Origin of the sequence: Mixta mediterraneensis, from assembly GCF_030283135.1 — a bacterium.
GTDB lineage: Bacteria > Pseudomonadota > Gammaproteobacteria > Enterobacterales > Enterobacteriaceae > Pantoea > Pantoea mediterraneensis.
Genome location: NZ_JASUAZ010000053.1, coordinates 1 through 21684 on the forward strand (window position 1 = coordinate 1; position 21684 = coordinate 21684).

The following is a 21684-nucleotide window of genomic DNA, read 5'->3' on the forward strand; positions in this document are numbered from 1 at the left end:
ACTGAAAGATAAGCTGAAAAGCGGTCAACTCCAGAAGAAAACGAAAGCAACAACGCTCGAATGATTCAAAGGGGGTGGGTCAGTTTTACTTTGGCAGGGTGGGTCAGAATTCGATCGGTATTGACACAGAACCGCTGATCCTAACCCTTATATCCCGCTGTTTCTGGACGTTCTCAGAAAAGTTTCATGTTAGCCTGCGGCCCTGCCCTGCCCTGCCCTGCCCTTGACGCAGACCCGATAAGCGTGCTGCGACACCTTATCCATAAAGTGTCGATGTGTACACGTCAACTTTCATGCCAGCAGATACTCGCTTTGAGCACTTCAATCAGCGGGATCAATTTGTACAGTTGTTAAAGCGTTTCCGAATCTGAGGTTGGCTTAGAAAACGAAAACGCCCTGCCTTCTGGACAAAGGACAGCGCCTGTGGCAACTAAGAACGTCTCTTCCCAGGCTCCTCCAGACTGAAATGTTATTTGAGCGAGATACGCGCCACGCTGTCCGGGCCTTTGGTCGAGTTATCTTTATTAAACGCCTGTTTCAGTGATACATACAGCGTCTGGCCATCGGCAGAAACCAGCAGGCTGTTCGGGTTAGTGTCAAATGACCAGCTGTGTTTCACTGCATAGGTGGTGGCGTCCAGTTGCAGCACTTTCTTCGATTCGCGCTGGCTGATGTAAATCTCGTTACGTTTAGCGTTGAACTTAATTCCCAGCGCATCACCTTCGATACGTTTAATCACTTTGCCCGTCTGCTCGTCAAACACCAGGGTGGTTTTCCCTTTTGAATCATCCGTAACAAACAGGCGACCGGTTGCCGGATCTTCCGCCATATTCAGGAACAGATAGTCTTTGCCATCATTCGGCGACCAGCGTTTCTCAACTTTATGCGTGTGTGGATTGATTACCGCAATTTCGCCCGCGCCGTTAGCCGCATAGATGCGTTCGGTCAGAGGGGAATAAATAATGCCCGTCACCCACTTTCCAATATTTTTAATGGTGGTTTTGACCTTAAACGTTTTGGTATTAACCACGGTGATGTAACCCGGATCGGCTACGCGTCCCACATACAGCGCGTCACCGTGCAGCAGCATTTCACGCGCACCTACCGCATCGCCGTCTTTATCTTTGCCGCCAAACATCACCCGCTGTAGCACTTTGCCGCTTTGGGCATCCACTTTCGACACGGCACCATCAAGCGAGTTGGTGGTGTAGATCACGCTGCCTTCATCGTTAATTGCCATACCGAAGTTTTTCAAATCAGTATGCGTTTCGCCTTTCGTCGCCAGCGTGGTTGGGTCAAGGCGATACAACATGCCGCCATTAACATCTTTGAAGCCCTGCGCACTGGCGACATACAGCGTATTGGTTGCCGGGGAATAAGCCAGTTCATACAGCCCATCACCTAATATGCGTTGGGTTACGGTCTGATCAACCGGCTTTGTTGCTTTAGCAGACGAGACTGCCGGGGCTGCAACCTTGCTGGCCGGTGTCTGACAAGCCGTCAGGCTGAACGTAGCAATGATTGCAACGGCAAGCGCTGCTTTACGCGGACTGAACAACGATTTCATTCTGTACTCCATCAATGGATGAACGGCTTCCGTCTGATCTTTGGGGGCTCAGAAGGATGACGAAAAGAATGCGAATCATACGCATTTACAGAAAGTAAGCAAATCAGCCCAGTCTCTTCGCACTTTTACGCGGTGTTGCAGAGCAAAGCTTTCTTCCTGCTTTGCGCTTTTCTATGGAAAAAACGTCTGGAAAAGCAAAACCATTGGCAACACGTGGAGTTAAATCCATTTATATCTGATTGATTTAAATGTTAAATACAAATATTTACATTTTTATCTGAAACCTTTCTCGAAACATTAAAGCAAATGATTATCATTGGCTTTCTCAAAATATAGGCTTCTTTACCGTTGTGCTTTTAATCGTGTTGTTACGGTGTTTAAGCAATAAAAACGAAGCGAAATAACCGCTCGCTCATTTCTGACAGGAAAAATTATGTCTTTAACACGCAGGGAAACGTGCGTTGAATCTCGCGCGTCAGGCAACAGGAAAACCTTCTCAGTGTCTCTGCTGGCAATGGCGGTACACATCCTTATCCATCCGACGCAGGTACAGGCCGCCGATAATTCCAGCAGTACGGCAGCCAGCGAGACTCAACAGGATATGGTGGTAGATGCCAGCATTGATGATAATACTGCTGAAGAACAGCACGACTATCAGGTTAAAACCACGCGTGCCGGCACTAAACTGCTGCTGACGCCGCGTGATGTGCCGCAGTCTGTCAGCGTAGTAACGCAGCAGCGTATGCAGGACCAGCAGTTACAGACCGTAACCGATGTGCTTAATAATACTACGGGTATTTCCAGCAATCTGATCGACAGCGAACGTTCCGAATATTACGCACGCGGCTTCAAAACCACTAATTTCACCTTTGATGGCATTCCCACGTCGGTCGGCGACTCCTGGAACTTTGGCGATGCGGCTTCAGATACGGCAATTTACGATCGCATTGAGGTGGTTCGCGGAGCCACGGGCCTGATGACTGGCGCAGGCAGCCCTTCTGCATCCGTAAATATGGTGCGCAAACATGCTGACAGCAAAACGTTTACCGGCACCGTAAGCGCCAGCTACGGCAGCTGGAACAAACAGCGTTATGTCGCGGATGTTTCCGGACCGCTGAATGACGATGGCTCAGTACGCGGCCGCGTGGTGACGGGTTATCAGGACCAAGACAGTTGGTTAGATCGCTACCATAAAACCAAAAAGTTTCTGTACGCCGTGGTTGATGCTGATATAACCGATCACACTACCGTATCGCTCGGTTATGACTATGAAAATGCCGATACCGGCAATCCGACGTGGGGTGGCCTGCCAATATTTTATAGCAATGGTGCCCTGACCCATTACAACCGCAGCCTGAATTCCTCCGCCGACTGGACTTACTATCACACCAACGCGCGCAAAGTGTACGCAGACCTGGTACATAATTTTGATAACGGCTGGGACATCCACCTCAACGGTACACATGCGGAAAACACCTTCAGTGACAAGCTCCTGTATGTGATGGATTATCCGGATCAGAGTACTGGCGAAGGTACAACGGGCTACGGCAGCATGGACGAGGGCAAGCGCACCCTCACCTCGGTTGATGGCTATGCCAGCGGCCCCTTTGAGTTATTGGGTCGTCAACATCAGCTGATGGCGGGCGTCAGTTACAGCCGCCAGCATAACGTGACTGACAGCCAGGATGGCGTAACCGATCTGGAAAACTACAATATTGCGGCCAGCGATATGGGTGCATTTAACAACGGCTGGAAGGGCAATCTTGCCGAACCGCAATGGCAGGGTTGGTATCTGAATGCGGATGACGTAATCCGTCAGAAATCGGCATATATTGCTACACGCCTCTCTCTGGCCGATCCATTGTCGCTGATTGCAGGCGCACGCTATACCCAATGGAGCACGAATGGCAGCAGTGGAAACGTTGAGAAAAATAACATTACACCCTATGCCGGCCTGATTTATGACATCAATGATACCTGGTCAGCCTATGCCAGCTACACCTCAATCTTTCAGCCGCAAACCTACCGCAACAGCTCAGGTCAATACCTGTCACCGGCGACCGGTAAAAGCTACGAAACCGGCTTGAAGTCAACCTGGTTCGATGGCCGTCTGACCGCCACGCTGGCTATCTTCCGTATCGAACAGGAAAACGTGGGCACCGCTGAAGAGGGTGTTTATGTGAACAACAGCAGCGAACAGGCCTATTACGCGACCAAAGGCGCTCGCAGTAAAGGCGCGGAATTCGAGCTGAACGGCGCGGTGACGGATAATCTGCAACTGACTTTCGGCGCGACGCGCTATGTGGCACGAGATAAAGCGGGCCGCTATAACCCGGACCAGCCGCAGACTGATTTCAGGCTGTTCACCCGTTACCGTGTTCCATCGCTGCCAGACCTGACCATTGGCGGCGGCATCAACTGGCAGAATCGTGTATTTGAGGATGTCAGCGCACCGGATGGCAGCACCCAGCGCGTCTATCAGGGGAGCTATCCTCTGGCCAACCTGTTTGCCCGTTATCAGGTCACCAAACAGGTTGCTGTGCAGGCAAACATAGATAACCTGTTTGACCGCACCTACTACACCTATATGAACAATTATGTCTACGGTGAGCCGCGTAACTTCTCAGTCAGCGTCTCTTATCAGTTCTGATGTGTCTAATTGCGCCCTGTTAGTCAGGGCGCAATTGCTGTCGGTGATTGACAGCAAACCGGGAAGAGGTAGCTACCCCTTACAGGTGTCATTTGCATGTGATCTGATCGGGCCCGTTCAGGCTCTGGGCCTGGCCGCAAAATTTTTGCCAGTACGCGAAAACCCAACGAACAAGGATTCGAAGCGCCACTGCTGTTCGGTCAGATTATGCTGTTTGAGAGTAGGTCGAAAATACCCCATCGCTGTGTAAAAGATCCCTTATCAGAGAATCATACCCGCAGGTTCCGCTTACCTCAGATCAATCGATTTATTGCGCGATATATTTTCCGCTCCCCTGGCTGCGTTAGATAAAAATGATTCCGCAGTAAAAAACCATAAAGTTAACACATTAATTACGTGACAGAGATCATGCAATTAATAACAAAAAATTAACATAAAAATCCAAAAAAAAATATCCTCTTGTTTTTAAGGAACTTTAATTAATATCTTTAAGTGATAAACGAACTTACTCCGCTTTTTCCCTCTTGATTTCCCTATCGATGATGATCTAATAATCATTTCATTAACATGTTAATGACAAGATTAATTACCCTTCAGTCATGAGGAAATACGATGAAAAGGTCTGTCTTTGCTGTCGCTCTCAATCACCGTTCTCAAACAGAGCACTGGAAGGAGGCTTTTCACCAGTCACCTTATAAAACGCCACCTAAAACGCCGGTCTGGTTTATTAAGCCACGTAATACACACCGGCAGACGGGGGACATCATTTCATTGCCTGAACAGCAGACGTTCAGTGGCGGTACGCTTGCCGTCGTGATCGGAAAAACAGCCCGTAAAGTCAGTGCTGTTGATGCTGAGCACTATATCGCAGGCTATGCGCTGGCCAACGACGTGAGCCTGGCGGAAGAAAGCTTTTACCGCCCAGCGATCAAGGCTAAGTGTCGTGATGGTTTTTGCCCTATTGGCCAGATGGCAGCGCTCAAAGATGTCAGCGCTTTGAATATCGTGACTGAAGTTAATGGCGTGGTGAAGCAGAGCTGGTCAACGGCAGAACTGCATCGTAATGCGGCTGAACTTATTGCCGCGCTGAGCGATTTTGCCACTTTACAGGCGGGCGATGTCATTCTGCTCGGTACGCCACAGCAGCGTATCGCGGTGCTGGCGGGTGACAGCGTGACCATTAAAGCGCAAGGCTTGCCTGATTTGACTAATCATTTCAGCGACAAAGTGCTACCCCAAATGCAACCAGATGGGCATCCCACACTTTTTGCGCTGGGTCTGAATTATGCCGATCACGCAACTGAACTGGATTTTAAAGCGCCGGAGGAACCGCTGGTTTTCATTAAAGCGCCTAACACCCTTACCGGCGACAAAAGCGTTAGCGTACGCCCGGATAACCTTGAGTACATGCATTATGAAGCTGAGCTGGTAGTCGTTATAGGCAAAACTGCCCGTAATGTGAGTCGTACGGATGCGCTCAACTACGTCGAAGGTTACACGGTCTGTAATGACTACGCGGTTCGTGATTATCTGGAAAACTATTACCGTCCCAATCTCCGTGTAAAAAGCCGCGATACCCTAACGCCGCTGCTCGACAGAATTACCCCCCGCGACACCATTCCTGATGTGCAGAATCTGCAACTGAAAACGTTTGTTAACGGCGAAATGACTCAGTCCGGCACGACGCAGGACATGGTGTTCAGCGTTGCCTTTCTTATTGAATATTTAAGCGAATTTATGACGCTGCAGCCCGGCGATATGATTGCCACCGGCACGCCAAAGGGGCTGGCAGACGTTAAACCCGGCGATGAAGTGGTAGTAGAAGTGGAAGGCGTCGGCCGTTTAACCAACCGAATTGTGAGTGAAAAACAGTTTGAGGAGAGCCTGAAATGAAAAAGATACATCACTGGATTAACGGTAAAAACGTCGCCAGTAGCGACTATTTCACCACCGTAAACCCGGCTAACGGTGAAGTCCTGGCAGACGTCGCTTCGGGTGGTGAAAAAGAGATTCATCAGGCGGTGGAAGCGGCGAAAAATGCGTTCCCTAAATGGGCAAATACCCCAATGAAAGAGCGCGCCCGCCTGATGCGCCGCCTGGGCGAGCTTATTGATGAAAACGTACCTGAAATTGCCGAAATGGAAACCGCCGATACCGGTTTGCCCATTCACCAGACAAAAAACGTTTTGATCCCGCGTGCTTCTCACAACTTTGAATTCTTTGCTGAAATCTGTCAGCAGATGAATGGCCGCACTTATCCGGTCGACGACAAAATGATGAACTACACGCTCATCCAGCCGGTAGGCGTATGTGCGCTGGTATCGCCATGGAATGTGCCGTTTATGACGGCGACCTGGAAAACAGCCCCCTGTCTGGCTCTGGGTAACACTGCGGTACTGAAGATGTCCGAGCTTTCACCGCTCTCAGCCGATCGACTCGGTGAACTGGCGCTCGAAGCCGGTATCCCGGCGGGTGTGCTGAATGTGGTGCAAGGGTATGGCAACACCGCGGGTGATGCACTTGTGCGACATAACGATGTTCGTGCGGTGTCGTTTACGGGCGGGACATTAACTGGCCGAAAAATTATGCAAAACGCCGGTCTTAAAAAGTTCTCGATGGAACTGGGGGGCAAGTCGCCGGTGCTGGTGTTTGAAGATGCTGACATTGAGCGGGCGCTGGATGCCGCCCTGTTCACTATCTTCTCGCTTAACGGCGAGCGCTGCACTGCCGGTTCACGCATTTTTATTCAGGAAAGTATCTATCCCGAATTCGTGAAGCGGTTTGCTGAACGTGCAAACCGCCTACGCGTAGGTGATCCGACCGACCCGAATACGCAGGTAGGTGCGCTGATTAGCCCGCAGCACTGGGAAAAAGTGTCCGGCTACATTCGTCTGGGAATTGAAGAAGGCGCCAAAGTACTAGCGGGCGGCCCGGATAAGCCGGAAGGTCTGAGCCACGGCAACTTCCTGCGCCCTACCGTGCTGGCTGACGTCGATAATCGCATGCGCATCGCCCAGGAAGAAATTTTCGGGCCGGTGGCGTGTCTTTTGCCATTCAAAGATGAGGCTGAAGGGTTACGTCTGGCAAATGACGTTGAATACGGCCTGGCGTCTTATCTCTGGACCCAGGATGTCAGTAAGGTGCTGCGCCTGTCGCGTAGCATTGAGGCTGGCATGGTGTTCGTTAACACACAAAACGTACGCGATCTGCGTCAACCATTCGGCGGTGTTAAAGCTTCCGGAACGGGCCGCGAAGGCGGTGAGTACAGTTTCGAAGTGTTTGCCGAGATGAAAAACGTATGTATCTCCTTTGGTGATCATCCGATCCCAAAATGGGGCGTCTGATCCCTTATTACCCTCGCAACCGTCACGTGACGGTTGTTCTGAGCATGATATAAAGCCGGAAGAGACCAGAAAAATGGCGATTAAAATCAAAACATCTGCTGTACCCGCTCCAGACATAGTCCGTTGTGCTTACATGGAAATTCAGGTAACTGACCTGAAAGCTGCCCGTGAATTTTACGTTGATATTCTCGGCCTGACGGTTACCGATGAGGATGAACAGGCAATTTATCTGCGCTCGATGGAAGAATTTATCCATCATAATCTGGTGCTGCGCCAGGGGGACGTGGCCGCAGTAGCCGCCTTCTCATATCGCGTACGCAGCCCAGAAGATGTTGATCGCGCTGAAGCCTACTTTAAAGATCTGGGTTGTCGAACCGAACGCCGCGTAAACGGTTTTGTGAAAGGTATCGGAGATTCGGTTCGTGTCGAAGATCCTCTCGGTTTCCCCTATGAATTTTTCTATGACGTGCAACATGTCGATCGCCTCGCCTGGCGCTACGACCTCTACACGCCGGGTGCGCTGGTGCGTCTTGACCACTTCAACCAGATCACGCCGGACGTGCCAAAAGCCGTTGACTACATCCAGGGACTCGGCTTCCGCGTCACCGAGGATATTCGCGATGAAAATGGCGTGGTTTACGCTGCCTGGGCGTGCCGCAAGCAAACCGTACACGATACAGCGATGACCGGCGGCGCTGGTCCGCGTATGCATCACATTGCCTTCTCAACACATGAGAAACACAACATTCTGGCGATTTGCGACAAGCTTGGCGCATTACGTAAATCCGACCTGATCGAGCGTGGTCCCGGACGACATGGCGTGTCGAATGCCTTTTATCTCTACCTGCGCGATCCTGACGGACATCGCATAGAGATCTATACCCAGGATTACTATACCGGCGACCCGGACAACCCGGTGGTGAGCTGGGATGTACATGACAATCAGCGCCGCGACTGGTGGGGCAGCCCGGTAGTGCCAAGCTGGTATGCCGAGGGTTCACTGGTGCTCGATCTTGACGGCAACCCGCAGCCGGTCATTGAACGTAGCGATCCAAGCGAAATGGCGGTCACTATCGGTGCCGATGGCTTCTCATATACCCGCAAAGGGGATGTAGAAGAAGGATTTAAGCTCGGCAATACCCTGTAAGACGCCCGGCTGCAGGTCATTACAGACCTGCAGCGTGTTCCCGAATTATCCGCCACGCATTCTGCACGCACAGAATGCGGCTTCACTTCGCCCGCTTTCGGGTAACAGGAGGCTGTTATGCCCCATTTTATCGCGGAATGTACTGAAAATATTCGCCACCAGGCCGACCTGCCAGAGCTATTTGCTCAGGTCAATACCCATCTGGCAGACAGCGGCATTTTCCCGCTCGCTGGCATCCGTAGCCGCGCAAACTGGATCGACACCTGGCAGATGGCCGACGGCAAACACGATTATGCCTTTGTACATATGACGTTAAAAATCGGCCATGGCCGATCGCTGGAAAGGTTACAACCGGTGATGGCTGCCCTTTTTGACATCATTACGGACCACTTTGCAGCGCTGAGTGCAACACGCTATCTGGCGCTGTCGCTCGCAGTTGAAGAGCTGCATCCAGTGCTGAATTTTAAAAAGAATAATGTTCACGCGCTGTTTCGCTGAGCCTTGATTCAGGCAGAAGAGCGGCGGTGAGCGCCCCAGCAGATAGGGATTACTGACACATAGGCCGGTGCGCTGAATAAGAGCGCGACCTGGTTAGCTGGCTGTCTTACGCACGCTCTCGGTGAGACGTGAAGGCTCACGCTACGGTAGGACAAATATGTGGACGAGAAATATCTCTGCTTCGGCGGAACCAACCAAACGGGAGTATGAGGATGTTAGACAGCCAAACCATTAAAAGCCTGGCGCATGAGCTGCATCAGGCAGAGAAAAAACGCGAGCAGACGCGTCAGCTTTCGCTGCGTTACCCTCACATGACTATTGATGACGCCTATGCCATTCAACGCGAATGGGTAGCAGAAAAAATTGCGCAAGGCCGCGTGCTCAAAGGGCATAAGATCGGGTTGACCTCGAAAGCGATGCAGGCCAGTTCACAGATTGATGAACCCGATTATGGTGCCTTGCTTGATAACATGTTCTTTGCTGATGGCAGCGACATCGCGATCGATCGCTTTATCGTGCCCCGTGTTGAAGTCGAGCTGGCTTTTGTGCTGGCCAAACCGTTACGCGGCCCCAACTGCACCTTATTCGATGTGTATAACGCCACTGACTATATCATCCCGGCGCTGGAAATTATTGATGCGCGCTGCCATGGCATTGACCCTGAAACCCAGCGTCCCCGCAAAGTATTCGACACCATCTCCGATAATGCCGCCAATGCGGGCGTGGTAATGGGTGGCCGTCCTGTTAAGCCGGAAACACTCGACCTGCGCTGGATCTCAGCGCTGATGTACCGTAACGGCGTGATTGAAGAGTCTGGCGTCGCCGCGGCGGTGTTAAATCATCCTGCCAATGGCGTGGCCTGGCTTGCCAATAAGCTCGCTCCGCATGACGTACAGCTGGAACCCGGACAGATCATTCTGGGGGGGTCTTTCACACGCCCGGTTGCTGCGCGTAAAGGTGACACTTTCCATGTTGATTACGGCGTAATGGGCGCGATCAGCTGCCGCTTCGTCTGAGGGAAAATGATGGTAAATAACACATTCAAACAGGCGCTTAGCAATAAGCAGCCGCAGATTGGCTTATGGCTTGGGCTTGCCAACAGCTACAGCGCGGAAGTGGTGGCCGGAGCCGGGTTTAACTGGTTACTGATCGACGGTGAACACGCCCCCAACGATGTGCGTTCGGTATTAGGTCAGTTACAGGCGATTGCGCCTTATAAAAGCCATCCTGTCGTCCGCCCGCCGTGGAATGATGCGGTGATTATCAAGCAGTTGCTGGATACCGGTGCGCAGACATTGCTTATTCCGATGGTGCAAACCGCTCAAGACGCGCAACACGCCGTAAAAGCCTGCCGGTATCCACCTAATGGCGTCCGGGGTGTCGGCAGTGCCCTTGCCCGCGCTTCGCGCTGGAACCGTGTACCTGATTATCTGTTGCACGCGGATAAACAGATTTGCCTGCTGGTACAAATTGAAACGCGTCAGGGCGTAGAAAATCTGGATGAGATTCTGGCAGTAGAAGGCGTAGATGGTGTTTTCATCGGCCCCGCCGATCTCAGCGCGGATATGGGTTTTACCGGTAATCCGGCCCATCCCGCTGTGCAGGCCGTTATCGACACCTGTATTGAAAAGATCCTCGCAGCGGGAAAAGCACCGGGTATTTTGATGGCTAATGAGTCACTGGCGCAGCGCTATCTGGAGCGGGGGGCGCTGTTTGTTGCGGTCGGCGTTGATACCACCTTGCTGGCGCGTTCAGCGGAAGCTCTGGCAGCCCGCTTCACTTCATCCCTTAACCAGACTAACAGCGGCGAACAATCGGTTTATTAATCTGCCAGGAGAGAACCATGACGACCTTAGCGCAACAGCCTCATGAAAGCGGCCTGTCCGAAACTGAACAGCGCGTAATGAAAAAACTCTTCAAACGCCTGATTGTGTTTCTGTTCATTCTGTTTGTTTTCTCCTTTTTAGATCGGATCAACATTGGCTTTGCCGGACTCACCATGGGGCAGGATCTGGGCCTGACATCCGCGATGTTTGGGCTCGCTGCCACGCTGTTTTATGTCACCTACGTGTTGTGCGGCATTCCCAGTAATATCATGCTGGGGATTGTCGGCGCCCGGCGCTGGATTGCCGGCATTATGGTGTTATGGGGCATTGCTTCCACCTGCACCATGTTTGCAACCAGTGCCACAACGCTGTATCTGTTGCGTATGCTGGTAGGCATTGCCGAAGCTGGCTTTTTACCCGGCATCCTCGTCTATCTGACCTGGTGGTTTCCCGCTTATTACCGCGCCCGCGCGAACGCGCTTTTTATGATAGCGATGCCGGTTACTATGATGGTGGGATCACTGCTGTCCGGCTACGTGCTTGCGCTGGACGGGGTGTGGAACGTTAAAGGCTGGCAATGGCTGTTCATGCTTGAAGGTTTGCCCTCTGTCATCCTGGGCGTAGCAACCTGGTATTTTCTTGATGATAAGCCGTCACAGGCACGCTGGCTGGACGAAGATGAAAAGCGTACTTTGATGAAAATGCTGGATCGCGAAAGGGAGCTGCCAAAACCTGATGTTTCTACGCACAAGCCGCTATGGCGCGAAGTATTAACGCCGGTCGTGCTGCTGTATACCCTCGCCTACTTTTGCCTGACCAATACGTTGAGTGCCATTAATATCTGGACGCCGCAAATCCTGAAGAGCTTCAATGAAGGCAGCAGTAATATTATGATTGGCCTACTGGCCGCCATTCCGCAGTTTTGTACCATCCTTGCAATGATCGTGTGGAGCCGTCGTTCTGATCGACTGAAAGAGCGTAAACGCCATACCATTTTGCCTTATCTGGTGGCAGCAGCAGGTTGGTTGCTGGCTTCGGCTACCACTCACCCGCTGCTTCAGTTGCTGGGCATTACTATTGCGTCTTCTGCCGCGTTCACCGCCATGACGATTTTCTGGACCACGCCTGACCAGGTGATCAGCTTTGCCGCTCGTGCAGTGGCATTAGCAGTGATCAATGCAATAGGAAATGTGGGCTCAGCGGTCAGTCCGTTGCTGATTGGCATTTTACGTGACATGACGGGAAGCTTTAATGCAGGCCTATGGTGTGTTGCGGGACTTCTGGTCGTGGGCGCGCTGGTGCTGACGCGTATTCCGATGCAAAGCGATCAGGAACGCAAAATCGCCCTGCTTCAAACGCGAAAAGTGCCATGAGGTAAAGCCATGGCGAATACCATGTTAATGCCATTTGAAAATATTAATATCGGCAAAGAGTATGATACGCGCTACGTCAGCGATGATATGCATTACGAAACTTTCGCCCGACTGGCCAATTTCTTTGGCCGCGATATGCATCCACACTGGCATGACAGATATTTTCAGTTGCACTTTTTGGCTACGGGTAAAATTACATTGCACCTGGACGACCATTATTATGCCGTTCAGGCGCCTCTGTTTATATTAACCCCGCCTTCTGTGCCCCATGCTTTTATTACCGAGCCTGAAAGTGACGGACATGTACTCACTGTCCGTCAGGAAATTATCTGGCCATTAATTGAGAAATTATGGCCAGGTAGCGGCGAGGCGATCACGCTTCAGGGAATATGCCTGTCGCTTGAGCACTATCCTCAAACTTTACAGATGCTCAACCATTACTGGGCTGTGATGGCAGCAGAGTTTAGCCAGTCGGCACAAGGACGGGAGCTGGTACTGATTGCGTTGGCTCAGGCAATATTCACCCTGTTGCTCCGTACTGCTCCCCCAGATGATATTTCATCGTGTGGCGTTCGCGGCGAAATGCAGGTTTTCCAGCAATTTAATCAGATGATCGATGGAAATTTTACCCAACATCTGATGGTTCCGGATTACGCGCGTCAGCTTGGCATTAGTGAATCAAAGCTTACAGAACTCTGTCGCCGGTTTGCCAACCAGTCACCAAAACGGCTGATACTGGAACGTGTTCTACGCGAGGCTAAACGGCAGCTTCTCTACAGTGCGCAGAGCGTAAACCAAATCTCTTACGCGCTGGGATATAAAGACCCGGCTTACTTTGCGCGCTTCTTTCATCGCATGGCAGGCTGTTCGCCCAGTCAGTTCCGGAGCCGGTAAAATTAACCAGGGTGACAGATCAGGCTCTGTCACCTTTTATTCAATTATTGATCTCGATCCCACTTCCTAAAACCTTTTTTCTTGCTGGTGAAAAGTACCCGTATTCGCCTGGAAAGTCTCTTCCGGGTTTGGTGACTAAGCGCTTAAATCAATTAACAGAATAAAAACTCTCCAATAACAAATAAGCGCTAATTAAATGTTTACTTAGCCAAACCCTGTGAGGTAGAAAATGAAACCTGAAGACCATCGCGCCGTGACCACTCGCCCTTTTACTGGTGAAGAATATTTAAAAAGCCTTCAGGACGGGCGTGAAATCTATATTTACGGCGAACGAGTAAAAGATGTCGCTTCTCATCCCGGATTCCGTAATGCCGCAGGTTCTGTCTCAACACTTTACGATGCGCTGCATGCACCGGCGTCCCACGATAATCTTTGCTGGCAGACTGACACCGGTAATGGTGGATATACTCACCGTACTTTTCGTTTTGCCCGCTCCGCCGAAGAGATTCGCCAGCAGCGTGATTCCATCGCCAGCTGGTCTCGTCTGACCTACGGCTGGATGGGACGTACGCCTGATTACAAAGCGGCCTTCGCCTGCTCTCTGGGCGCGAATCCTGAATTTTATGGTGAGTATGCTGGCAATGCGCGTCATTGGTACAAGCGTATCCAGGAGGCAGGCTTGTATTTCAATCACGCCATCGTAAACCCGCCTATTGACCGCCATAAACCGGCTGATGAAGTGAAAGATGTCTATGTACAGGTCGAAAAAGAGACCGACGCAGGCATTATCGTGAGCGGTGCCAAAGTGGTAGCGACTAACTCGGCGCTGACGCACTACAACTTTATTGGCTTTGGTTCTGCGCAAGTTATGGGCGACGATCCCAGCTTTGCATTAATGTTCGTCGCGCCAATGGATGCAGACGGCGTAAAACTGATTTCACGCGCCTCGTATGAAATGGTGGCAGGGGCAACCGGATCGCCATTCGATTATCCGCTTTCAAGCCGTTTCGACGAAAATGACGCCATTCTGGTGTTGGATCATGTCCTTATTCCCTGGGAAAACGTGCTTATCTATCGCGACTTTGATCGTTGCCGCCGCTGGAGTGTCGAAGCCGGGTTTGCCCGACTCTATCCGATGCAGGCGTGTGTTCGTCTGGCTGTAAAACTCGACTTTATCACCGCACTGCTGCAAAAAAGCCTGGAATGCAGCGGGGTAATGGAATTTCGCGGGGTTCAGGCGGCGCTGGGTGAAGTCGTCGCATGGCGCAACCTTTTCTGGTCCCTCAGTGATGCGATGTGTGCTGAGGCCCATGCGTGGAAAAATGGCGCCTGGCTGCCCGATATGCAGGCAATGCAGACCTATCGTGTTATGGCCCCTATGGCCTACAGCAAAATTAAGAACATCATCGAAAGCAACGTTACCAGTAGCCTTATTTATCTGCCGTCCAGCGTGCGTGATTTGAAAAATCCTGAAATCGATCGTTATTTGTCACAATATGTCCGCGGCTCAAATGGCATGGATCACGAGCAGCGCATCAAAATTCTCAAACTTATGTGGGATGCCATGGGCAGCGAGTTTGGTGGGCGACATGAACTGTATGAAATCAACTATGGCGGAAGTCAGGACGAAGTGCGCTTGCAGTGCCTGCGTCATGCACAGGGATCCGGCAATATGAAGAGCATGATGGATATGGTTGATCGCTGCCTGGCCGATTACGATCGTGACGGTTGGACAGTACCGCATCTGCACAATAATGCTGACATCAATCAGCTTGATCGCTTGCTGAAGTAATGGAGGTTCCTATGTCTCACGAAGATCAACACCGTTTACGTTTCCGTGACGCAATGGCCAGCCTGCCCGCTGCGGTTAATATCGTCACGACGGAAGGTATTGCCGGACGTTGTGGTATTACTGCCACCGCTGTCTGTTCGGTGACGGATACCCCTCCCACTTTGCTGGTCTGTGTAAATCGTAAAAGCGCCATGAATCCGGTGTTCGAACAGAACGGACGGATGTGCGTTAACGTACTAAACCATCAGCAGGAAGAGATGGCGCGCCACTTTGCTGGTATGACTGAATTAACGATGGAACAGCGTTTTACGCTCGAAGGCTGGCGAGATGGCGTGTTAAGGCAACCGATTTTGCAACGTGCGTTAGCCAGCCTGGAGGGAGAGATTCAACAGATTCAGACTATCGGCACGCACCAGCTCTATCTACTGGAAATTAAGCATATTACGTTAGCGGATGAGGGCCATGGCCTGATCTATTTCAAACGGCAGTTTCATGCCACGTTTCATGAAGCTCAGGCCACAACGGCATAAGCGAAATGGGCTTGCGGGCCCATTTTCTCTCTCAGAGAGACCCCATCCATTCGACAGTAAATACGTCATGATTACTGTCTATTGCGCTGGCTGGACTGCCTGCTTTCCGGCTCTGCTCTTCAATACCTGACATAACGGCGGGATGGCGTTCAGCCGTTCGCCCCACGATCATCGATAATATTCCCGCCTCGCTTCTGTTATTTCTTTCCTCTGTTTACGCTGTTTTTTGTGACAGATACGCCAGGCGCTTTTCGACTCACCCTGTGCCAGAACTCACCATACACACAGCGGTGAACTTTTCAGGCGCTCCCTTTTTCATAGGGTTCGCACCAACCTTGCCAGCGTCATCACATTTTCCAATGACCCGCCATCTTGTAAGTTGGCAGTGCGCGTGACAACATCCGTACATGTATATACATGACTCATCAACAAAGTTAACAAAAGGCCAATAATAACTAACTTCTCATCTGCATTAGCGAGGAAACTATGTCAGCTGAATCACCTGCAGCAGGTTGTGCAGGCGCTGAAAAAAAGCGCCTGTCTGAAACGAGATCTATAGATTTTATCCCTCATAGCGAACGCCACGGCCACCCTTTTAGCCAGTTTACTCTGTGGTTTGGCGGTAACCTACAAATAACCGCCATTGTTACCGGCGCGCTCGCAGTGGTGTTAGGTGGAGATGTGGTTTGGTCGGTGATTGGCTTGTTTGTCGGGCAGATAGTGGGTGTCGCCATCATGTCGCTGCATGCGATTCAAGGGCCGCGTCTTGGCTTACCGCAGATGATAACCAGCCGGATGCAATTTGGCGTTTTTGGCGCGGTCATTCCCCTTGTCCTCGTATGCATCATGTATGTCGGGTTTTCCGCTAGCGGCACGGTGCTTGCGGGTCAGGCGATGGCAAAAATGCTGCATATTAACAATTCAGCAGGCATGATCCTGTTCAGCGTCATCATCATTGTTATTGCGGTGCTGGGTTATCAGGTTATTCATAAACTGGGAAAAGTAGCCAGCATAATTGGCGTATTAGCTTTCCTCTATTTGTTTATCACCCTGTTCTCTACCCATGATTTGTCTCAGGTGTGGCAGAACCGCCATTTCTCATTCTCCACCTTCTTGCTTGCTGTCTCTTTGTCGTCGTCATGGCAGATTGCTTTTTGCCCCTATGTTTCTGATTATTCTCGCTATCTCCCCCCGGACATTTCAGCAAAAAAATTGTTTAGCGCAGTATTTCTTGGCACCGTACTGGGTACACAGGCGTCTATGACACTTGGTGTGATAGTCGCGGCTATTGCCGGAAACGCGTTTTCGGGAAATGAAGTGGGTTATATTGTTGGCTTAGGCAGTACCAGCACCATGGCGATGGTGATCTATTTTGCTATCTGCTTTGGCAAGATTACGTTCACAACGCTGAATGCTTACGGTAGTTTTATGTCGCTGACCACTATCGTTTCTGGCTTTCGTCAGCAGACATCGCTTAGCCGCAGCAGTCGAATTATCTTTGTCGTCCTTATGGTCACTATTGCCTGCGTTATCGCGTTGCTCAGTGAGCCGTCCTTCCTTAAGTCGTTTACCCACTTTCTACTCTTTCTGCTGGCTTTTTTTGTGCCCTGGAGCGCCATCAGTTTGACGGACTTTTATCTTATTACTAAGGGTCGGGTTGACGTTCCCGCCTTGTCACAGCCTGATGGGCGATATGGACGCCGGAACTGGGCAGGTATCACGATTTACTTTGCCGGCGTGTTAATACAATTACCCTTTATTGATAATCCGCTACACCACGGTTCGCTAACCTGGATCTTCGCCGGTAATGATGTGTCCTGGATAATAGGCTGGTTTGCAACCGCATTACTGTGGCTGTGGGCCAAAAAATTCGATCGGCGTGGCACGTTAGCAGCGTCAATTTATCCGTGATATTAATGGAGTAGATGGATTTATCAGGGCTGGCAGTCAGGTGATTGCCAGCCCGATTGCAGGCGATGGTTTCTCTATTACGCATGCTAATGCAAAACACAAAGCGGGTTTAAAGCCGGTATTGAGCACCGGCTTTAAACCCTCAGTCAGCGTAAGCTGGCTTCAGAAGATTAAATAGTAGATGTTCCCCACACGGTTAGCCGTCTGGGGATGTAAATAGGCAACGCTGGGCTGGTGACGCCGCGTCAGTTAATGGGTTGTTTCACTGTGGCATCGGTAATCGGCACTGCGTTATTACTGGCTGGTTTCAGGCCAAATAAGGTTGCCAGCAAGGGAATTCGCTTGATAACAAAATAGCAGCAGGCGCTCAGCCCTAACGCCATAGCCGTTACTGTCATAACGTAAGTCACTGAAAGGTTGTCTGAAATAGTGTCGTCTAAAAGCCAGGCCAGCGAAATAACCAATGGATAATGGATAATATAAATCACTAACGCTGAATCGACGATCCCCTTCACCAGACGATTTTCTTTCAGTCGCATTTTCTCAAAATAAAACACAATCCAGTACGAGAAAATAACGGAGAATACGCTCGATATAATCACCGGCAAGTATTTCATTACGCCGCCAGCGTTATAGTAAAAAGTGATATAAAAAGAAGCGTAACAAAGGAGCGCCAGTAACAGAATCACCCCCGAATGCAGCAGTGGATGTTTAGCCATTTCGGGTATTTTATCTCTGTTGATATAAAGCGCGTAACCAGCAGCATAATAGACGCAGAAGCGGGCAGTTACCGGAATCAACAGCATCAATTCGCCTGTATCCTTCATAAAAAACTTAAGCACGAAGAAGCAATTACACACCACGATAAGCGTTCCAGTTAACACCAGAAAGGGTAGACGCCGAAACACTGCTGCAAGCTTCACATACAGAGAACCCGGTATCAAAAAAGACATGGCCGACAAGGAAACCAGGAACCACAGATGATGAAGCTGCGTATAGCCGCTGGCTAAGCCCGCGTAGGTTATCGCATTGCCTTTGATTGCCGCAGAGAGCAGGTACATAACGCCAGGTATAAAAGCAAAAGCAGAAATAAGCGGAATGAGTACTCTTTTCTTTCTGTTTTGAATAAAAAAAGCGTTTCCTTTGCGCAGAAAAACCATAGCGGAAAACATGCCGGATAAAAAGAAAAACGCTTCCATTCTGAAGGTATGGATAAATTCAATGAGTGACGTAAAAACTATCGATTCATTTTTTCCTGATATGTAATACCAGGAATTTCCCCCAGGTAAACTACGTGCTGCATGGTACAGCACCCCTTCCAAAATAAGCAGCGCACGTAAAAAATCGAGGCCTATATTACGTGTTGATAAAAAAGAAGATTTATCCACTATTTCCGCCTTGAAAATTAATTATTACTTTATTTTAAACAGGCCAGCCGAAAAAGCTTCGCAAGTCGTTAATCGTCGCTAAACAAAACGGCGTAGTATTGATGCAGCCCAGTTACGACCACATATTTCCCTCAAGCGGAATCGCCCTTTACTTAAGGAAATTTTATCATATCAGCTTTCCCATTCGTTCTTAAGCTGGCACTGCAACATTCAGATAAAACTTATAGCGCATAGCAAGTCGATGAATTCAGGCCGGTTATCTTTGTTTTCAGGATGACGTTAAGACTTTTCCCGTTCCAGATGAGCGCTAAAATGCGCAAGCAATCTTTCAGGTTGTTTCCGCCCGGTTGCATTTGCTACCTTGCTGAAGCGCAACCTAACGGTGTTGTTCGATCATCGGATTAGCATCAGACATAGTTTTATCAAGGCGAATGTAATGAGACTGAAAAATTTATCTTTAAGGCCCGCGATCTCATTGGTTATTCTTTATGCTCTGATTTTTCCCTTACAGGCTGCAGAGACACACAACGAATTTATTATTGCAGCTTATGGCGGCTCAAGCACGAAAGGCGTCATGGCGGTGAAAAAGGAGGGGAAAATCACCTCTGTGATTGCCAAAGAAAATGAAATAGCGTTGTTAAACCTTTTTTTAAGAGATAAATATGGCCCTGGCATACGCGTGATAAATTATGGTGCTCCGTCTGCACAGGCGTTAGAGCTACTCACCGGTAAATATCATTACAGCAAAAATAAAACCTGGCGCGAAGAAATGAAAAATTCCCAGGCTAAAATTATTCTACTCAACTTTGCAATGAATGATGCAAGACACTACCATTTTAAAGATATTGAACCGGATTATATTGTCAGCCCGGTAAAATACAGCATGATTATGTCGAAGCTAATTAATATTGCGCGCGAAGAAGGAAAAGCGGTCATTGTTCAGGAACCGCATCCAATTTGTGGGCGTATCGCACGCGTAAAGTTAGAGCCCTACGTTTCCAGCCTCAACGCCGTGGCTCAGTCCGAGTCCGTACCTTTGGTACATCAGTTTGAACGGATAAAACAAATAGCGAACTGGCAGACTTTGATGTCACCTGACTGTATTCATCCTTCCGGTTCCCTGTATAAAATTAAGGCCCAGGAAACGTTTGCCGTCATTGAAAAAAACTTTGGCGTTGAGTTGGCTCATTATCAACAGAATCGACAATCTCTTGACAGCAAGAGTCTGTTGATGGCCAAAAAATCACCTTAAAGCAAGGCATGGCAGTGTCATACCGGGTGAAATAATATCAGATCGTGACGGTCAGAAGCGCACACCTCTGCCGGTTGCAACCCGTAATCTGTACTGATTAGCCAACCGTTAAAATTTGGTTTGGTCTGGACGGATTATACGTTCCGGGACGATGGCTGATGGCTGATGGCTGATGGCTGAGAAACTACCGGTGAAAACTTTCCCGGGGTTGTCTTTTGTCATTCCCTGTTTGAATAGCTTTTCCCCGGCACGCCTTTTGTATATTGTCATGGCTCGGCAACTATTCTGAACCCTTATGACATGTATTCTGCCCTGACATCGCTGCGAACGCTGAATGTATTCAGTCAGTTGCGGGCTTTTACCCCCTTCCAGACTGACCTGCTCAAAACCCTGGCGCTCGCGGCCATGCTGGCCGATCACGTCAATGCCATATTGCTTCACTACAGCAGTTCGCTGTTATACCTGACTGGCCGGATGGCATTTCCATTATTCACGCTGGTATGGGCCGCAAATCTGCCTGATTCAGCCCAGAAAATGCAGCGACAGGCCGTACGTTTATGGATATGGGCGTTTATTACCCAGCCTGTGTTTTGGCTGGCTTTTATGAGTAGCGGCCAGTCATGGCTGGTGTTGAATATCCTGTTTCTGTTTGCCGGTTGTACCCAGCTTCTGGCCTGGCAGGCTCGTTACGGCACCAATGGTATGATGGCAGGTATTGCCCTACTGCTTCTGCTGGCCTGGCCTTTAACGCCTTCCGGTTGCGGGCTGAACAGTATGTTGTTTGCGCTGATGTGCGTGGCGGGTTTTCGCGTCGCTTTGCTCTCGGGAAGCCTGCTGTTTATGGTCGTACTGCTGATAGCGCTGGCGGCTCAGCAGACTTACAGCTCTCCCACCTTCCCAGATAACTTAACTGTTACGGATACGGGCATGATCGCGCTATTGCTGTTACCGGTTGCGATCGGCGTTGTTGCGGTCTTTCCCCGTAAACTGTTCCGGCGTGTCTGGCCTCGATGCTTTTTTTACCACGCTGACGCCGGACATCTCCTTTTGCTCGGCGTGCTGGCGCTTCATCAGTAGCCCGGTGCCTTAGTGTCGACAAGGTGAAGTGACAGGGCAAAAATTTACCTGAATAAGCAATCACTTAAAGATAAATAAGCGACATAGTCGGCGATAAAAACGGTTTAATCTCTGCGTTTCAGGGTTTCCAGACGGATTTAAGCGAGGCCGTACTCGCGTGCCTCAATAACCGCGCCGCTAACCTGGTTCACACTAACGCTGTCTATCGTGAAAAAGCAGCTCTCTGTAATAGCCTCCTGTAACATTATCGCGTCCACTTACCCTTATCTGTCTCTGCCTGTTGCCCTGCGTAGGCAGTAATGCCACCAGAACGGTAGCACGCCTGCGGCGTGAGCCCGTCTGCTGCGCAGCCGAAGTCCTTTCCACCCTCATCGCCATATTTTATACTGTCTTTCATGTACATACCGCGACCCGCAAAGCTCCTGTTCCAGCACG

At 50.2% G+C, this 21684-nt stretch carries 18 protein-coding genes; 14 read left to right on the forward strand and 4 right to left on the reverse strand.

The features are described 5' to 3' along the window. Nucleotides 1–469: 469 nt before the first annotated feature. The gene (locus QRY16_RS19435) at nt 470–1567 is read right to left on the reverse strand and encodes a YncE family protein (protein WP_289777719.1); all 1098 of its coding nucleotides are present in this window, start codon (nt 1565–1567) and stop codon (nt 470–472) included. Nucleotides 1568–2000: 433 nt separating this feature from the next. Here QRY16_RS19435 and fhuE point away from each other — a divergent pair, with 433 nt between their 5' ends. The 11 genes from fhuE to hpaC all read left to right on the forward strand — a co-directional run bounded on the left by fhuE (nt 2001) and on the right by hpaC (nt 15621). Continuing rightward, nucleotides 2001–4217, forward strand: a complete 2217-nt coding sequence (fhuE, locus tag QRY16_RS19440) for a ferric-rhodotorulic acid/ferric-coprogen receptor FhuE (RefSeq protein ID WP_289777720.1) — start codon at nt 2001–2003, stop codon at nt 4215–4217. A 612-nt stretch (nt 4218–4829) separates the two neighbouring features. Continuing rightward, the gene (locus QRY16_RS19445) at nt 4830–6110 is read left to right on the forward strand and encodes a fumarylacetoacetate hydrolase family protein (RefSeq protein WP_289777721.1); all 1281 of its coding nucleotides are present in this window, start codon (nt 4830–4832) and stop codon (nt 6108–6110) included. Further along, on the forward strand, nt 6107–7561 hold the full coding sequence (hpaE, locus tag QRY16_RS19450; protein ID WP_289777722.1) for a 5-carboxymethyl-2-hydroxymuconate semialdehyde dehydrogenase: 1455 nt from the start codon (nt 6107–6109) through the stop codon (nt 7559–7561). The genes QRY16_RS19445 and hpaE overlap by 4 nt, the downstream gene beginning before the upstream one ends. Before the next feature lie 73 nt (nt 7562–7634). After that, nucleotides 7635–8708, forward strand: a complete 1074-nt coding sequence (gene hpaD, locus QRY16_RS19455) for a 3,4-dihydroxyphenylacetate 2,3-dioxygenase (protein ID WP_289777723.1) — start codon at nt 7635–7637, stop codon at nt 8706–8708. Between the two features lie 117 nt (nt 8709–8825). Further along, the gene (locus QRY16_RS19460; RefSeq protein WP_289777724.1) at nt 8826–9206 is read left to right on the forward strand and encodes a 5-carboxymethyl-2-hydroxymuconate Delta-isomerase; all 381 of its coding nucleotides are present in this window, start codon (nt 8826–8828) and stop codon (nt 9204–9206) included. 212 nt (nt 9207–9418) lie between these two features. After that, nucleotides 9419–10222: a 2-oxo-hept-4-ene-1,7-dioate hydratase gene (hpaH, locus tag QRY16_RS19465; protein WP_289777725.1), complete on the forward strand. Its 804-nt coding sequence runs from the start codon at nt 9419–9421 to the stop codon at nt 10220–10222. 9 nt (nt 10223–10231) lie between these two features. Further along, complete coding sequence (hpaI, locus tag QRY16_RS19470; RefSeq protein ID WP_289777736.1) at nt 10232–11032, forward strand: 4-hydroxy-2-oxoheptanedioate aldolase; 801 nt, start codon at nt 10232–10234, stop codon at nt 11030–11032. 17 nt (nt 11033–11049) lie between these two features. Further along, on the forward strand, nt 11050–12405 hold the full coding sequence (gene hpaX, locus QRY16_RS19475; protein ID WP_289777726.1) for a 4-hydroxyphenylacetate permease: 1356 nt from the start codon (nt 11050–11052) through the stop codon (nt 12403–12405). A gap of 9 nt (nt 12406–12414) precedes the next feature. Continuing rightward, nucleotides 12415–13299 carry a 4-hydroxyphenylacetate catabolism regulatory protein HpaA gene (hpaA, locus tag QRY16_RS19480; RefSeq protein WP_289777727.1) on the forward strand — a complete coding sequence of 295 codons (885 nt, stop codon included), beginning with the start codon at nt 12415–12417 and terminating at the stop codon, nt 13297–13299. A gap of 229 nt (nt 13300–13528) precedes the next feature. Continuing rightward, nucleotides 13529–15091: a 4-hydroxyphenylacetate 3-monooxygenase, oxygenase component gene (gene hpaB, locus QRY16_RS19485; protein WP_289777728.1), complete on the forward strand. Its 1563-nt coding sequence runs from the start codon at nt 13529–13531 to the stop codon at nt 15089–15091. A gap of 11 nt (nt 15092–15102) precedes the next feature. Beyond that, entirely contained in the window at nt 15103–15621 is a 519-nt protein-coding gene (gene hpaC / locus QRY16_RS19490) for a 4-hydroxyphenylacetate 3-monooxygenase, reductase component (RefSeq protein ID WP_289777729.1), read from the forward strand. A 31-nt stretch (nt 15622–15652) separates the two neighbouring features. On the opposite strand, the gene QRY16_RS19495 is transcribed toward hpaC, so the two are convergent. After that, nucleotides 15653–15793 carry a hypothetical protein gene (locus QRY16_RS19495; RefSeq protein WP_289777730.1) on the reverse strand — a complete coding sequence of 47 codons (141 nt, stop codon included), beginning with the start codon at nt 15791–15793 and terminating at the stop codon, nt 15653–15655. 314 nt (nt 15794–16107) lie between these two features. On the opposite strand from QRY16_RS19495, the gene QRY16_RS19500 reads away from it, so the two are divergent. Then, entirely contained in the window at nt 16108–17532 is a 1425-nt protein-coding gene (locus tag QRY16_RS19500) for a purine-cytosine permease family protein (protein WP_289777731.1), read from the forward strand. Between the two features lie 245 nt (nt 17533–17777). Here QRY16_RS19500 and QRY16_RS19505 read toward each other — a convergent pair whose 3' ends face one another. Further along, the gene (locus QRY16_RS19505) at nt 17778–18920 is read right to left on the reverse strand and encodes an acyltransferase family protein (protein ID WP_289777732.1); all 1143 of its coding nucleotides are present in this window, start codon (nt 18918–18920) and stop codon (nt 17778–17780) included. 436 nt (nt 18921–19356) lie between these two features. Here QRY16_RS19505 and QRY16_RS19510 point away from each other — a divergent pair, with 436 nt between their 5' ends. Together QRY16_RS19510 and QRY16_RS19515 are read left to right on the forward strand one after the other, a co-directional pair. After that, nucleotides 19357–20172, forward strand: coding sequence for an SGNH/GDSL hydrolase family protein (locus tag QRY16_RS19510; RefSeq protein ID WP_289777733.1), 816 nt, complete (start codon nt 19357–19359; stop codon nt 20170–20172). 300 nt (nt 20173–20472) lie between these two features. Continuing rightward, entirely contained in the window at nt 20473–21249 is a 777-nt protein-coding gene (locus QRY16_RS19515) for a TraX family protein (RefSeq protein WP_289777734.1), read from the forward strand. Between the two features lie 244 nt (nt 21250–21493). On the opposite strand, the gene QRY16_RS19520 is transcribed toward QRY16_RS19515, so the two are convergent. Then, on the reverse strand, nt 21494–21684 hold a 191-nt coding region (locus QRY16_RS19520), incomplete at its 5' end, for a hypothetical protein (protein ID WP_289777735.1).

Bases quoted from the DNA above. Each gene is read 5' to 3' on its own strand.
- QRY16_RS19500 (WP_289777731.1), top strand. From the start codon at position 16,108: ATGTCAGCTGAATCACCTGCAGCAGGTTGTGCAGGCGCTGAAAAAAAG.
- hpaD (WP_289777723.1), top strand. From the start codon at position 7,635: ATGGCGATTAAAATCAAAACATCTGCTGTACCCGCTCCAGACATAGTC.
- hpaE (WP_289777722.1), top strand. From the start codon at position 6,107: ATGAAAAAGATACATCACTGGATTAACGGTAAAAACGTCGCCAGTAGC.
- QRY16_RS19515 (WP_289777734.1), top strand. From the start codon at position 20,473: ATGTATTCTGCCCTGACATCGCTGCGAACGCTGAATGTATTCAGTCAG.
- hpaH (WP_289777725.1), top strand. From the start codon at position 9,419: ATGTTAGACAGCCAAACCATTAAAAGCCTGGCGCATGAGCTGCATCAG.
- fhuE (WP_289777720.1), top strand. From the start codon at position 2,001: ATGTCTTTAACACGCAGGGAAACGTGCGTTGAATCTCGCGCGTCAGGC.
- hpaI (WP_289777736.1), top strand. From the start codon at position 10,232: ATGGTAAATAACACATTCAAACAGGCGCTTAGCAATAAGCAGCCGCAG.
- hpaC (WP_289777729.1), top strand. From the start codon at position 15,103: ATGTCTCACGAAGATCAACACCGTTTACGTTTCCGTGACGCAATGGCC.
- QRY16_RS19495 (WP_289777730.1), bottom strand. From the start codon at position 15,793: ATGATCGTGGGGCGAACGGCTGAACGCCATCCCGCCGTTATGTCAGGT.
- QRY16_RS19460 (WP_289777724.1), top strand. From the start codon at position 8,826: ATGCCCCATTTTATCGCGGAATGTACTGAAAATATTCGCCACCAGGCC.
- hpaX (WP_289777726.1), top strand. From the start codon at position 11,050: ATGACGACCTTAGCGCAACAGCCTCATGAAAGCGGCCTGTCCGAAACT.
- hpaB (WP_289777728.1), top strand. From the start codon at position 13,529: ATGAAACCTGAAGACCATCGCGCCGTGACCACTCGCCCTTTTACTGGT.
- QRY16_RS19510 (WP_289777733.1), top strand. From the start codon at position 19,357: ATGAGACTGAAAAATTTATCTTTAAGGCCCGCGATCTCATTGGTTATT.
- QRY16_RS19445 (WP_289777721.1), top strand. From the start codon at position 4,830: ATGAAAAGGTCTGTCTTTGCTGTCGCTCTCAATCACCGTTCTCAAACA.
- hpaA (WP_289777727.1), top strand. From the start codon at position 12,415: ATGGCGAATACCATGTTAATGCCATTTGAAAATATTAATATCGGCAAA.
- QRY16_RS19435 (WP_289777719.1), bottom strand. From the start codon at position 1,567: ATGAAATCGTTGTTCAGTCCGCGTAAAGCAGCGCTTGCCGTTGCAATC.